The 12,528-nt window shown below is 32.8% G+C and carries 17 protein-coding genes; all 17 read left to right on the top strand.

The window, feature by feature from the left end; all coding sequences use genetic code 11:
* Positions 1 to 213: 213 nt before the first annotated feature.
* The 17 genes from C1634_RS21140 (at position 214) to C1634_RS21055 (ending at position 12,483) form a co-directional block, all read left to right on the top strand.
* Positions 214 to 654, top strand: a complete 441-nt coding sequence (locus C1634_RS21140; protein ID WP_103232589.1) for a hypothetical protein — start codon at positions 214 to 216, stop codon at positions 652 to 654.
* A complete protein-coding gene (locus C1634_RS21135) occupies positions 647 to 1,132 on the top strand; it encodes a hypothetical protein (RefSeq protein ID WP_103232590.1) in 486 nt (161 codons plus the stop codon). Before C1634_RS21140 ends, C1634_RS21135 begins: the two co-directional genes overlap by 8 nt.
* 66 nt (positions 1,133 to 1,198) lie before the next feature.
* On the top strand, positions 1,199 to 1,798 hold the full coding sequence (locus C1634_RS21130) for an SMI1/KNR4 family protein (protein ID WP_103232591.1): 600 nt from the start codon (positions 1,199 to 1,201) through the stop codon (positions 1,796 to 1,798).
* Between the two features lie 85 nt (positions 1,799 to 1,883).
* Entirely contained in the window at positions 1,884 to 3,086 is a 1,203-nt protein-coding gene (locus C1634_RS21125) for a hypothetical protein (protein ID WP_103232592.1), read from the top strand.
* 18 nt (positions 3,087 to 3,104) lie between these two features.
* A complete protein-coding gene (locus C1634_RS21120) occupies positions 3,105 to 3,764 on the top strand; it encodes a DUF2461 domain-containing protein (protein ID WP_103232593.1) in 660 nt (219 codons plus the stop codon).
* Positions 3,765 to 3,858: 94 nt separating this feature from the next.
* Positions 3,859 to 5,115: a serine hydrolase domain-containing protein gene (locus C1634_RS21115; RefSeq protein ID WP_109739084.1), complete on the top strand. Its 1,257-nt coding sequence runs from the start codon at positions 3,859 to 3,861 to the stop codon at positions 5,113 to 5,115.
* A gap of 181 nt (positions 5,116 to 5,296) precedes the next feature.
* The gene (locus tag C1634_RS21110; RefSeq protein ID WP_103232595.1) at positions 5,297 to 5,857 is read left to right on the top strand and encodes an SHOCT domain-containing protein; all 561 of its coding nucleotides are present in this window, start codon (positions 5,297 to 5,299) and stop codon (positions 5,855 to 5,857) included.
* 147 nt (positions 5,858 to 6,004) lie between these two features.
* Positions 6,005 to 6,802 carry a hypothetical protein gene (locus tag C1634_RS21105; protein ID WP_103232596.1) on the top strand — a complete coding sequence of 266 codons (798 nt, stop codon included), beginning with the start codon at positions 6,005 to 6,007 and terminating at the stop codon, positions 6,800 to 6,802.
* A 245-nt stretch (positions 6,803 to 7,047) separates the two neighbouring features.
* On the top strand, positions 7,048 to 7,617 hold the full coding sequence (locus C1634_RS21100) for a hypothetical protein (RefSeq protein ID WP_103232597.1): 570 nt from the start codon (positions 7,048 to 7,050) through the stop codon (positions 7,615 to 7,617).
* 60 nt (positions 7,618 to 7,677) lie between these two features.
* Positions 7,678 to 8,313 carry a hypothetical protein gene (locus tag C1634_RS21095; protein ID WP_103232598.1) on the top strand — a complete coding sequence of 212 codons (636 nt, stop codon included), beginning with the start codon at positions 7,678 to 7,680 and terminating at the stop codon, positions 8,311 to 8,313.
* 41 nt (positions 8,314 to 8,354) lie between these two features.
* Complete coding sequence (locus C1634_RS21090; protein ID WP_103232599.1) at positions 8,355 to 8,684, top strand: hypothetical protein; 330 nt, start codon at positions 8,355 to 8,357, stop codon at positions 8,682 to 8,684.
* 502 nt (positions 8,685 to 9,186) lie between these two features.
* Positions 9,187 to 9,843 carry a hypothetical protein gene (locus tag C1634_RS21080; protein WP_123921540.1) on the top strand — a complete coding sequence of 219 codons (657 nt, stop codon included), beginning with the start codon at positions 9,187 to 9,189 and terminating at the stop codon, positions 9,841 to 9,843.
* A gap of 63 nt (positions 9,844 to 9,906) precedes the next feature.
* Positions 9,907 to 10,668, top strand: a complete 762-nt coding sequence (locus C1634_RS21075) for a phosphodiester glycosidase family protein (protein ID WP_103232602.1) — start codon at positions 9,907 to 9,909, stop codon at positions 10,666 to 10,668.
* A gap of 85 nt (positions 10,669 to 10,753) precedes the next feature.
* On the top strand, positions 10,754 to 11,293 hold the full coding sequence (locus tag C1634_RS21070) for a dihydrofolate reductase family protein (RefSeq protein WP_103232603.1): 540 nt from the start codon (positions 10,754 to 10,756) through the stop codon (positions 11,291 to 11,293).
* An 18-nt stretch (positions 11,294 to 11,311) separates the two neighbouring features.
* Positions 11,312 to 11,686, top strand: a complete 375-nt coding sequence (locus C1634_RS21065; protein WP_103232604.1) for a VOC family protein — start codon at positions 11,312 to 11,314, stop codon at positions 11,684 to 11,686.
* 23 nt (positions 11,687 to 11,709) lie between these two features.
* The gene (locus C1634_RS21060; protein WP_103232605.1) at positions 11,710 to 11,970 is read left to right on the top strand and encodes a hypothetical protein; all 261 of its coding nucleotides are present in this window, start codon (positions 11,710 to 11,712) and stop codon (positions 11,968 to 11,970) included.
* 63 nt (positions 11,971 to 12,033) lie between these two features.
* Positions 12,034 to 12,483, top strand: coding sequence for a hypothetical protein (locus C1634_RS21055; protein WP_103232606.1), 450 nt, complete (start codon positions 12,034 to 12,036; stop codon positions 12,481 to 12,483).
* Positions 12,484 to 12,528: the final 45 nt, after the last annotated feature.

The following is a 12,528-nucleotide window of genomic DNA, read 5'->3' as shown; positions in this document are numbered from 1 at the left end:
GATTACAACAGTAATCATCCGCATAAATCGTTAAATGGACTTAGTCCTTGGCTGTATGCTAAAGAAGTTTTAGTGTATTAGAGTGTATTTTATATTTATTAACTGTTTGAAAAAGGGAAAGTCTTCAAAATCACGCTCCTATTTGAGGGATATCAATATCTGATTGAACAACGATACAGCGAGCCTATTATCAGAGCAAGAATAGGTCTTCATGTGTACAGCGAAATATATCTTGGAAATTTAGAACCCATTGGATATTATGATCTCGAGATGGATCTGGATGGAGAAATAGTGGACGACTGGTTTGTAATTGAACAGGAAAAATATCTGAAAGACATTAGAATCATTTCTCATTTCCAATTTATGCATCAAAAGATGCCACTTCAATATTTGAAAAGAAATTATGGTCAACATAAATTTGTCTCATACATTTCCTTAGTGGGAACGTTATTCATAAGCAAAGAATTTCAGGGTTCGGGAATCTTTATTCATAGAGCAAAAGTCTTTTTAGAAACAGATCAATCCTCACTGGATGAAGTTTATTTAAAAGAATCAAAGAAATTTCTGAAAATGATGAGTCATTACTTGATAGAAAACAATCTGATATCTGAAGAATTGAAACAAAAATTAACAGAGGATAGGAACAATGATTAATTCCCAAATACTCAAAAATAATCAAATGATTACAATGCATTTAAATTTCAGTGATAACAAAATTGACGAAGCAATAAGAAAAAATTCAAAGAGAAGCTCTATGATACTGGATTTAGCCAACACGACTTCATTGACAAAGGATGGAAAATTATTCTTTGGAAGAGAGTTTAAAAACAGAATTGAGGTTACAAGAATAAAAACTCCTTTCTTAGCAATTCTTCCTATACTAATCATTGTATTTAAAAAAAATAATCTTCAAAATCCTAAACTGAGATTAAGTATTTGGGGATATACCTGGTTCTCAATTCTCTCGTTGATATTGGTATTCGCTATATTAAAAAAAATTATTGATCCCGACTTTCAAGGGGATCTTTCACTCGCTATATTTTCAGTATTATTTTTTTACGCACTATTTGCAATAGAATTCTATTTCACAAAAAACACTTTTAACAGACTCAAATTAAGAATCAGAGAATAGAGTATGATTTGTACTACAAAGACTTTGAGCTATTAAAACAACTAATCCAAAGTCAGAAGAAACGTTATGAAAAAAAGACAATTTAAAAAGCTGGACAATTCAATTTCAAGCTTTCAATTGATAAAAAAGAAAAGTGAAAAATATTGGCAGAAAGTTGATCTGCAAGAGTGCTGGGGATTTCAAATTCAGGAAGGAAGTAAATGGAAAAAAGGACTTTCAGAACCTGAATTAGAAGATTTCCAGAGACAATTGAACATCAAATTTCCAGAGTCATTAAAAAACTATTATAGAACGATGAATGGCCTAGACAAACCGGGAATAGATAATAATGGAGGGAAAGGAGAGTTTGATTTTGGTCCTATATTTTATTCTTATCCTGATGACATTCCGATAATACAAACAAGAATTAAATGGATCATGGAAGCCAATCGTGTGACCGAAGATATTATTAAGAGCCAAAATGTGCCTCCAATCATTCCTTATTTAGGACATAGGTTTTTAATACTGGACCATGAAGAGGCTGTTCTTTCAATGTTTGGCAATGATATTATACTTTGGAATAATAATTTATCAAGAGGAATTGCAAAAGATATTTTTTTACTTTACTCCCATGTTGACAAAAAGAAAATTGATAAAAACTCATTTTGGAACAAAAAAATAGGTTAGCTAACAGGAGATTTTCTACTCTGTCACGCAAATCTCCAAATTCTGAACTGATAAATAAATTAAGTACTTTACACAGACATTCTCTATGCAAATTAAAGCAGCTCTCGAAAAATATAAAATCATTGGAGACTATTTTGCCCCTGATTATGAGCGGGAGAATGAGGTCTTGACTGAATTCAAAGCAAATAATCAAAATTTATCAGAACAACAAACTGTTGAATTAGTAGATCTTCTCCAAAGTGATATTGAAATTTCAGACAAATATTTCGTAGCTGACTTGCTTTATTTATACGACAGCTTCAACAGAGAATTATATGAAACTCTATTAATAACAGCAATACATTATAAAGATCCCAGTTTCAACAGAATATTCTTAAGACCTTGTCTGAGAGTCTTTGGAACTAAGGAAGTAGTTGATACTCTTTCGGATAGATTCAATCAAGCAAACATTATTGAGCGGATAGGAATTTCAAACTTAGTATATTGGTTACGAATCTATGAAAATGGCAATGTAGATAAGCTAGATCATACAATTTTAAAAAGAGCCAATCAAACCGCAAATTTAATAGAGCTTTATCACTATAAGTTATGCTATGGAAACAAAATAAAACATGGAAATAATATCCCTGACAACACTGAAGATCTTATTAAAGCTATCAAAGGGAACAAAGAATATGAAGAACTACTATTTGACAAGCTTGGCTGGACAAAAAATAGCCAAATGCTCATAGAAAACAAAGGAATAAAAACAGATCTATTCTACGTCCCCCCATTTACACTAAATGCAGGAGAGATTATTATTATCAATCTTTTCAACGGAGCACACTTTTATGAAACAGAAATGTTTCTTAAAGATATATTCTGTGGTAAGACACACCATGAAAGTGCTATTATCCACAAAAAAATGACTTTTGCTGAACATTTCAGAGAATCAAAGTTTAGAGATATTTTTTATCCTGTGACTGTAGGAGAATATTTAAAGAAGAACGCAAATCCGGCCAGTCCTTATGCCTCAAAAATTTATGAGACGGAATGGATAAATAAAAAAATAAAAGTCAATACTCTTACAGGCATCCCGAGACGGCTATTATCATTGTATACTACTCTTTCAAATACAAATAATATTATTTTTGATTTAGTTGGACTAGGTCCTGATGCAGCCCAAGAAACTTATAAAATAGTAAAAGAAGGAGTGAAAAAAGGAGGTTCTGCAATTTTACTGGATGGGTATGATGATATGAAAAACGACTGTACAAAATACATTGAGCTACAATGGGCTCAAGCATAAACTCACTTAATAAAAAATATGAAAAAAGCATTTGAATTCCTCAATCATTTAAAAGAAAATAACAATCGCGAATGGTTTGCGAAGCACAAAACCGAATATGATCAGATTCTGAAAGAAAATAAAGTTTTTTTCAATCAGATCTATACCGAACTTCAGGAGCATGATCAGCTCAAAGGAATCCATATTTTCAGGATTTACAAAGACGTTCGTTTTTCCAAAGACCAGACACCCTATAAAAACAATTTTGGAGTTGGATATTCCCGTTCCAAGCCTATGCTGAGAGGCGGATATTATATTCAGCTGGAACCCGGAAACAGTTTTGTGGGAGGCGGATTTTGGGGTCCAGAAGCAAAGGACCTGCTCCGTATCCGTAAAGAATTTGAAATCAGCAGTACAGAAATTGAAAAGATTACTTCAGACAAAACCTTCGTAAAATATTTCGGTGAGCTCAAAGGCGATTCTGTAAAAACGGCACCACGGGGTTTCGATAAAAATCATCCGGCTATAGATTTAATCAGAAAAAAGCAATTTCTGGTGATGCGGAAGTTTACCGATAAGGAAGTTTTATCTGACAATTTTCAAAAGGAGGTCATTCTCACCTTACTGGCAATGCGTCCTTTTTTTGATTATATGAGTGAGGTACTGTCGACAGATCTCAATGGAGAGCCTTTATTTTAATTCTGAACCAGCTATACTACTATCTAAAAACGAAAATAAAGTTTTGAAAATGTAATAATTAGGAGGTTGAAATTGTTTTAAATAAAATGCCCATATGAAAAATAAAAATTACATTCTTCTTTTTGTTTTAATGATTATTTTCTGCCAGGCACAGAAAAAACAGTCACCGGAATTCATCAGAACCCAAAAAGAATTAACAGATAAACTAACGAAAATCAGTAAGAATGCAAGCTTCAATGGATTTGGAGTGGCATTGGTGAATGATCGTGACATTTTGTATCAAAACGGATTCGGTATTGCCTCCATCAATCCTCTTCAACACTATGATGAAAACACCGTTCAAAATATAGCTTCAGTTTCAAAAACATTGATTGGTATTGCGATCCTCAAAGCTCAGGAATTGGGGAAACTAAAATTGGATGATCCCGTTAATCAATATCTCCCGTTTAAAGTAACCAATCCTTATTATCCGGAAATCCCGATAACAATCCGACAATTGACTACCCATACCTCTTCTCTTAATGACAATAGTGCTTATTTACATAATACTGTTGTTTTAAAAGATACGATAGATCTTGCAAGCCATTTAAATATTGATATTTCACCCACCAAATTCAATCCACCTTCCGCAAAAACTTCAATTGAAGAATTTTTGACTCATACTCTCAGCGAAAAAGGAAAATGGTATTCTAAAGAGGTTTTTACAGAAAACAAACCGGGTGAACTTTTTAATTATTCCAATATTGGAGCAACGCTGGCAGCACTGGTTTTGGAAAAGGCAACAGGAATGTCTTACAATACATTTACCACGAAATATATTCTTGAACCGTTACGAATGAACCATTCAGGCTGGAGTTTTAGCACTATTAATTTTTCAAAATATACCCGGACATTCATCAATAAACAGACACCTTACCCTTATTATTCACTCAATACGTATCCTGACGGAGGGCTGCTGACCACTTCAAGCGATATGAGCAAATACCTTCTGGAACTCATGAAAGGTTATTTTGGAAACGGAAGCATTCTTTCTAAAGAAAGTTACAAAGAATATTTTACCCCTCAGCTGCAAGCCAACAATTTCAAGGACAGAAGCAACAGTGAATATAGTGACGAATATAATATGGGAATTACAATGGGCTTTGGCTCTACCGGTAATTTCGGGCACACAGGCGGTGATCCAGGAATGAATTCTGTGATCTGGTTTTTTAAGGATAAAAAGATGGGCAGGTACCTTATCGTCAATACAGATTGGGATAACAAGGTTTCGGGAAAAGACCAAAAAGCTATTTATGATCTGCTGGATGAGTATTTTATAAAACTGGATGCACTACACAGGTTAAAAAAATAATATTTTAAACAACAAACAATTAGTTGGCCTGCAAGGCTGCTTCAGAATATTTTTATCTTTATAAAATACATATGAATTTGCTGTTTTTTAACAACAGCCCCCTGTATAAGGGTTTCCGTAAGGTAAGCATTCTAATTCGTTTTACTTTTGGTCTTCAATTTTGAATATTAAAAATAAAACAATGAAAAGACTAGCCATATTATTGACGCTCCTTATTTTTGGAATTTCTTATGCTCAAAACACCCCAAAATTTGAAAATGATACCCTCACCACCTCAACAGGTTTTAAAGTGTATGAAGGGTTAGACCTGAAAATCGGGACAGGTTCTATGAATGACGGAGATTTTAAATTTATCCGAACCAATGCCTCATCCTTATTCAACTATTCTTCAACCACGGGATATCAGGGATTGGCTAATCAGGCCAATTCTTTCAAAAGAAGTAATTCCGGACTGACATTCAAAGTCAAGAAAATAATGCCGAGAGGCAGCAAAAAAAACGGTTTTGTCTACTATGCTAAAATCGGAAGCGGCCTCGTGAACTATGAAATTGATCTGGAAAATGCCATCCGTTCAGGCGAACTGATTATTCCCGATGAATTCTTACCGAAAGAAAAATCTCAACATCTCAACACAGAAACAAAATATGACAGATTGAAAAAAATTAAAGAACTGCAAGATTCAGGAGTCTTATCCGATGAAGAATTTCAGAAGGAGAAAGACAAAATAATGGCTGAAAAATAGATATTATTCATAACCGCTCCGTTTTCAGAGTGGTTTTGTGTTATAAAATCTACCACAAAAGGGTTATTGACAATTAAACTTATGCTGGGTAATTTTGACTATTACATGTGTGAAACAAAACATTGATTAACCATAAAAAATTGTAATATGTTCTCAAATACCGGTACCGTATCATTTTATCTATACCTATCCTTTATTCTGATAGGTTTACTATCCATTTTTATAGTTTATTATCTAATAAAAAAAGGAACCTTAGATCCTGATAAACTTGAGAAATTTTTATCCTACTTTAAATGGGTTATCATATCTCTCGCTATCAGTACAGTCACTTTAATTGTAACAGATCTCTTTAAAGAAAGAGATCAGGATGTTAAAGAACTCCAATATTTTGATAAGTACGTGAATGATGTTAAAAACGAAGAACGTCCATTAGTGAGGCTTCAGCTCGCAAAATACCTTTCTATAGTGGCCCCAAGTGGTGAAATGAAAAAGTCCTGGACCAATTACTATAATACCATTAAACGGGAGTATGATGATTATATAAAGGCACAAAACAACTTAAAACGAGACTCTGCCATTGCTAACCCAACTCCCAAACAAATACAACAGAATGAAGAGAACCAAAGAAAAGTAAATTTATTTGAGACTCCTTTATCAAGCACTACCAACGAAAATGCAGAGTGGCTTATTATTGCTGCAGGAAGTACAGATATAGATAATGCCAATATCAACCTTGAAAAAGCGATTAAGATCAATCATAATTCAAGTATTATTAAAAAAGGAGGTTCATTCAGAACGGTTCTTATGGGGTATCCTTCAAAAATTGAAGCTGAATCCCAATTGCAGAAGGTCAGAAACGAAATTAATTCTATGTCATATATTGTCAGAAAAACTACCTGGTGCAACACCATTGAAAAAGGCAGCGACTGTTTGATCTGTAAATAAAAAATATTAAATAAATTTTCACATACCGTTCTGAAAAACAGAGCGGTTTTATTTTTCACTCTTAACAATGACTTTCCATTACAAAATATTATTCTAACATTTATATGTAGATTTGAATACTAATAACAGTATGTATATTAAAAATAAAAAGCTTTATGTAGATTGGGTTTTACCGAACAAAATAGAGAATCCCAATAAAACAGAAGTATAAAAAATGAAGCTGACATTTTAAACATTACCCAAATATGAAACATTTATCTTTATTCATTGTCATTGCATGGGTTCTATTAAGTTGTTCCGAGAATTCTCAAAAAACAAAATCAATGGACTTTGGCAGCTTTACATTTCAGGCTCCCAAAGATTGGAACAGATTAAAAACGGATGCTTACGATAGCAATGCCGGAATCATCGTCACCAAAAATAACGATTCAATTTTTTATGATTACGGACCTTATTCAAGCTCATTGGAAGAACCTACAAATGCAATTATTAGCAGAAAAGATTTGAACGAGCTTTTAAAAGTAAATCCAGAAGCTGACACTACCGCATTTATGATCCTCAATGCAAATGCAAATCAGGAGGATTTCATCAAAAGTAAAATAACCTATAAAAAAATTGATGGATACAAGGCAAAAATATTAGAGCCAAAACAAGTTGGAAAAGGGATGGCAGGAGTTTATATTGACAGCATTAAGACTGGATCCTTAGGAAAAATCCGTTTCAACCTATACGGAACAAACCTAACGAAAGAAAGTCAGAACGAGCTTTTAAAGGCGATTCATACTTTACGGTTTACAAAACAAAATGATAGATAAACATTGACTCAATTATGTAATATATTACATAATTTGTAGATTTGGATACTAACAAATACTATGAAAAACACACTTAAAAATTTATTTACGTTCCTTTTAATTTCGTTTCAAGCATTAAACGCGCAATCTAAGGTTGAAAATTTTTATAACTATGATTTTCAAAAGATATCAAAAGAAGAATTTGAAAAAATTGCTAGTCAAATAGGCTACAGCTATAACCAATTTGAAACAGAAGATCAAGTTGCTAACATTTTTTATCAACCAAGAACAAAAGGAAAATTAAAACCTGAAGAATATGATTCTTTAAAAATAGCATTAAACAAAATTGCTCCTTTGAAAAACGAATTCATTATCATCATATACTATCCAGGGATAGATAAATGCAATAAAAAGAATGCTAAGTCGGAATGGAATATTTTTGACAAAGACTTTAAAGAAGAGGTCAACAGATTGTCAATCAATAATATTTTTTGGGTTTATAAAAAGAATGAAGGTTTAAAATACTATTATCCCAGAACAAGCAAATGGCAGAAAGACGAAAATGCATTGATTGAAAAGCTATTTTTCAAAATGCATTATCCCTGTTTTAGTTCTACAACTATTGATAAAAATGGCAATTATATTTCTAATTTAGGAGAATTTGGAAAGCAACATGTTATTCAAAATATAAAAGAGTTGAAAAGTAATATGTATTGATAGCGGTTTTGACCAATGAATAAAAAATCTTATACTACCTGATGAAAAAAATATTTACTTTCATTTTAACCTTCCCTTTTGTTTTTCTAGCAGCTCAGGACAATGATAACGCATGTAAATACATGTCTGAAATGCTTAAGGAAAAACCTTTAGAATGTATTGATAAATCCTCATTTAAAGAAAGTAACGAAGTCTATCAATTTTTCAAATGGTCTGCATTCCGAGAAAATTATTTACTCAGAATAGAAAAAATTGGAAATAAATATATTCTTGTCAAAAAGAAAATATACACCTCTGAATATGATCCGGGGACAGGTGAAAAAAGAGATCCAATGTTTACAATTCTTGTAAAGAAAAATTTAACCCAGTAGTTCTCTAAAGATGAGCAATGGCAACTGTGCTCCTCAGAATGAATATCTGAATAATCTGTATCAGAAAATAAATGAATTATTTAATCTGTAAAAAGAATAAAAAACACGTCAACTTGAAAACTCTACAAATAATCGGAATTTTCCTATTAATAGGAATTTTAAACACAGTGATCTCCGCTGAATATCTTAAGCTCTTGAAATTACCTAGCGGAGATATAGCAATGATTCCTATTGGAATTATGATTGTATCAGGTATTTCTTTAGCAATTTCAACAATTTTAATTTTAATCATTAGTACTCAAAAGCAGCTCAGCCTTATAACATCCGTTCTTATTTACCATATTATTTATTTTATAAATAATACTTTCTTTGGTTTGGAGTGGCCATTTTCAAATTTTTCCTTTACCAATATTAATTTGTGGATTATTATCATTGGATTTATAGTATGGGTATTTATTTTCACAGTCATAAAGTTCCTTCAATCAAGAAAAAAACAGACCCCATGAAATTCAGAGCTTTTTTACTTTTCCTATTATTGTTTTCTTTAAAAATTCTTGCCTGCAAATGCAATGGTGACCCCACTCTGAAGTCTTCCTTTGAAAACGCAGATTTTGTTTTTATCGGTGAAGTATATGATGTCACAGAAGTTCCTTCGGGATTCAAAACTGCCCAAAATATTCTAAGCAAAGTAAAAATCAATAAGATCTACAAGTCAGATTACTACGATGAATTTTATACACAGAGTGCTACTCTTTTCGGTTCTCCATTGCATTCTTGTGACGTCCTTTTCACAGAAAAAGGGAAATATTTAATTTTCGCTTATGATGAAAAAGATACCGGACTCCTCTACTCCAGTCAATGTTTTGTACAAAAAAGGCTGGATCAGCTTTCTCCGGAAGAATTAAAGGAGCTGGAATCTTTAAGTACTGAGCATAAAAGATTATCTGAAAGTTCTGATGCATCCAATCATGCTGAACTTACAGATTTGGTTGTGGACGATTTTAATCAACATGACAGAAGAATCAATGAACAGAAAAAAGAAATAACAACGCTTATCCAACAAAATAGCAGGTACAAAATAATCATTTATATTTCAACATTTGTGATCGTCATGTTTCTGATAGCTTTAATTATTTTACGCAAAAAACAGCAACGTTGAAATACCATAAAACTGTCTTAATGAATAAGCCGAAAGCAATATATTTGTTCTGAAAACTACATTATGTCCAAAACTCTCAAAATAAAAAATAAGAGATTTAATATAAAAAACATCCGTTATTTTCTCCTTTCACTTCTGCTCTTCTCTGGCTTTTGCTGTAAAGAAAAAGTAAAGGATGATCATCGTTTTATCACTTATCAGGTGAATCCTGAGAAACACAATATACAATTGTATTGGAAAAATGATAAAGGTGAACTCCTGAAAAGCCTTGATCGTCTTAATCTTGATGTCCAGTCTAAAAAAGAAAAATTAGTATTCGCTATGAACGGAGGAATGTTTGAGGCCGACAACGCTCCAAAAGGTCTGTACATTGAAAATTTTAAAACCCTGAAACCCATAGACACCCTGCAAGGCAACGGAAACTTTTATCTTCAGCCTAACGGAATATTTTATTTAACCCAAAACAAACGGGCAGGAATTGTTGAAACTAAAAAATACAGGCAAAGTAAAAACATCAGATACGCGACCCAATCCGGGCCTATGCTTTTAATCAATGGAAAAATCAACCCCATTTTTCAGGAAAATTCTAAAAATCTGAACATCAGAAACGGCGTAGGAATTCTGAAAAACGGAGAACTCATTTTTGCGATGTCTAAGAAAGAAGTCAGTTTTTTTACCCTGGCGCAGTTTTTCAAAAATTCAGGTTGTAAAGATGCTCTTTATCTTGATGGCTACGTTTCGAGAACCTATCTCCCGGAAAAAAACTGGATTCAGAAAGACGGAAATTTCGGGGTGATGATCGGAGTTACAGAATCTGAGAAATAAAATAAAGCGATCTTATTCCGCCATAAAAAAGGGGAAATTCCCCTATCTTTCATGGTATTTCAAAATATTCAACACGTATTATAAAATGAAAAAAGTAATATTAAATCTTGCCACTACCTTAGACGGATTTATTGAAGGTCCCAATGGAGAAACAGATTGGTGCATCATGGATGATGATATGGATTTTGATGGATTTCTTTCAGGGATAGACACTATCTTTTACGGAAGGGTAAGTTATGATGCATGGGGAAATTATCAGCCGGAGGAAAATGCAGGTCCGGAAGAGCAAAAACTATGGGAATCCGTTCATTCAAAAAATAAATTCGTTTTTTCAAGTCAAAACAGGGAAGATGAAAAGGCTTTTTTTATCAGTTCTGATATTGCAAAAAAAGTTTCAGAAATAAAAAATCAGGGTGGAAAAGATATCTGGCTGTATGGAGGGGCAAGTCTTATTAAAACCTTTATTCAGTATAATCTTATTGACACTTACAGAATATCTGTACATCCGATTGCTTTAGGAAAAGGGAAACCTCTCTTTGAAGACATAAAGGAAAAATTAAATTTAAAGCTGGTTACAACGAATGTTTTCAGATCTGGTGTAGTACAGCTTATCTACGAAGCTTAACCTAAAAATTGATACAATATGAATGCTCAGCTTAGTACCATTATTCTCTATGTAAAAGATGTGCCATTGCTCAAAAATTTCTATGTGGAAAACTTTAGTCTGAAAGTAATTGAAGAAGATCCGATCTGGGCTTTGCTTGATGCGGGAGGTGCAAAGATTGGATTACACAAAATCGGAGATCAATATCTTGAGAAAATAGAACCGGGGTATACCTTTGATAACAATACCAAAATCGTTTTTGAAATTGATAGCGATATAGAATTGGCGAGAAATGAGCTGATCTCAAAAAATATCCAGATGAGAGAAATCAAAACTTTTGACAACTACCCCTTCTGGCTGTGTGACGGAATCGATCCTGAAGGGAATGTATTCCAGTTAAAAAGCAAAAAATAACACTAAATAAACACTAATAAACCATGAAAAAAACAGCTGGAATCTTATTCTTTCTGCTTTTGTCTAATATTGTATCCGGACAAAGTATAACTGCTATTGAGAAAGAGCTGGATCTTTCTTTCCAGAAAATCAATCACTGGTATGCCGATCTCGATCATAATACAAACGCTTATGATTCGCTTACGGTAGCTAATAATCAATTCGAAAAGTTATTGCTTCAACACACCTCCAATCCTCAAACAATGAGGTATGATTTTAAGTCGCTCAGAAAAAATGGGCTGTAGGTTTCTTCTTCAGAAGATGGCAAGTTCAGGATCTATTCCTGGGATACATGGAATGGAGGAACCATGCACTTCTTTAGAAATATATTCCAGTATGAATCTGATCAGAAGGTATATTCTAAAATAATAGGTGATAACAGTGAAATGGATCCACAAACATTTTATTATCAGATCAACGATGTTGTATCACAGGATAAAAAATATTACCTCGCTCAAAATACAGCGGTATACAGCTCTGCCCTCACTTCCCACAGCATAAAAGTCTTTTCTATTGATGGCGGTCAACTCAACAGTAATGCTCAACTTATTAAAACAAAAACCGGTATCAGAAACCAACTTGGTTACGAAATTGATCTTTCGGCAAAATCTAACCGGGATAATGAGATCAGAAATTACGATATTGAATATGATCCTAAAAAGAAAATCATCAGCATTCCATTAATCCTTGATGATTATAAAGTTACAGATAAAAAAATACGGTATCAGTTTACTGGTAAGTATTTTGAAAAAATATAACATGAGAAAAATAATTGAAAATAAAAGCGATGAATATTGATTTAA

The sequence above is a fragment of the Chryseobacterium viscerum genome (assembly GCF_002899945.2).
Lineage (GTDB): Bacteria > Bacteroidota > Bacteroidia > Flavobacteriales > Weeksellaceae > Chryseobacterium > Chryseobacterium viscerum.
Note: the sequence above shows the minus strand (reverse complement) of the source record. Positions and strands in the feature narration are given on the sequence as shown.

Excerpts from the sequence above, each read along its gene's own strand:
- C1634_RS21135 (WP_103232590.1), top strand. The coding sequence starts at position 647 with ATGATTAATTCCCAAATACTCAAAAATAATCAAATGATTACAATGCAT.
- C1634_RS21130 (WP_103232591.1), top strand. The coding sequence starts at position 1,199 with ATGAAAAAAAGACAATTTAAAAAGCTGGACAATTCAATTTCAAGCTTT.
- C1634_RS21125 (WP_103232592.1), top strand. The coding sequence starts at position 1,884 with ATGCAAATTAAAGCAGCTCTCGAAAAATATAAAATCATTGGAGACTAT.
- C1634_RS21120 (WP_103232593.1), top strand. The coding sequence starts at position 3,105 with ATGAAAAAAGCATTTGAATTCCTCAATCATTTAAAAGAAAATAACAAT.
- C1634_RS21115 (WP_109739084.1), top strand. The coding sequence starts at position 3,859 with ATGAAAAATAAAAATTACATTCTTCTTTTTGTTTTAATGATTATTTTC.
- C1634_RS21110 (WP_103232595.1), top strand. The coding sequence starts at position 5,297 with ATGAAAAGACTAGCCATATTATTGACGCTCCTTATTTTTGGAATTTCT.
- C1634_RS21105 (WP_103232596.1), top strand. The coding sequence starts at position 6,005 with ATGTTCTCAAATACCGGTACCGTATCATTTTATCTATACCTATCCTTT.
- C1634_RS21100 (WP_103232597.1), top strand. The coding sequence starts at position 7,048 with ATGAAACATTTATCTTTATTCATTGTCATTGCATGGGTTCTATTAAGT.
- C1634_RS21095 (WP_103232598.1), top strand. The coding sequence starts at position 7,678 with ATGAAAAACACACTTAAAAATTTATTTACGTTCCTTTTAATTTCGTTT.
- C1634_RS21090 (WP_103232599.1), top strand. The coding sequence starts at position 8,355 with ATGAAAAAAATATTTACTTTCATTTTAACCTTCCCTTTTGTTTTTCTA.
- C1634_RS21080 (WP_123921540.1), top strand. The coding sequence starts at position 9,187 with ATGAAATTCAGAGCTTTTTTACTTTTCCTATTATTGTTTTCTTTAAAA.
- C1634_RS21075 (WP_103232602.1), top strand. The coding sequence starts at position 9,907 with ATGTCCAAAACTCTCAAAATAAAAAATAAGAGATTTAATATAAAAAAC.
- C1634_RS21070 (WP_103232603.1), top strand. The coding sequence starts at position 10,754 with ATGAAAAAAGTAATATTAAATCTTGCCACTACCTTAGACGGATTTATT.
- C1634_RS21065 (WP_103232604.1), top strand. The coding sequence starts at position 11,312 with ATGAATGCTCAGCTTAGTACCATTATTCTCTATGTAAAAGATGTGCCA.
- C1634_RS21060 (WP_103232605.1), top strand. The coding sequence starts at position 11,710 with ATGAAAAAAACAGCTGGAATCTTATTCTTTCTGCTTTTGTCTAATATT.
- C1634_RS21055 (WP_103232606.1), top strand. The coding sequence starts at position 12,034 with ATGCACTTCTTTAGAAATATATTCCAGTATGAATCTGATCAGAAGGTA.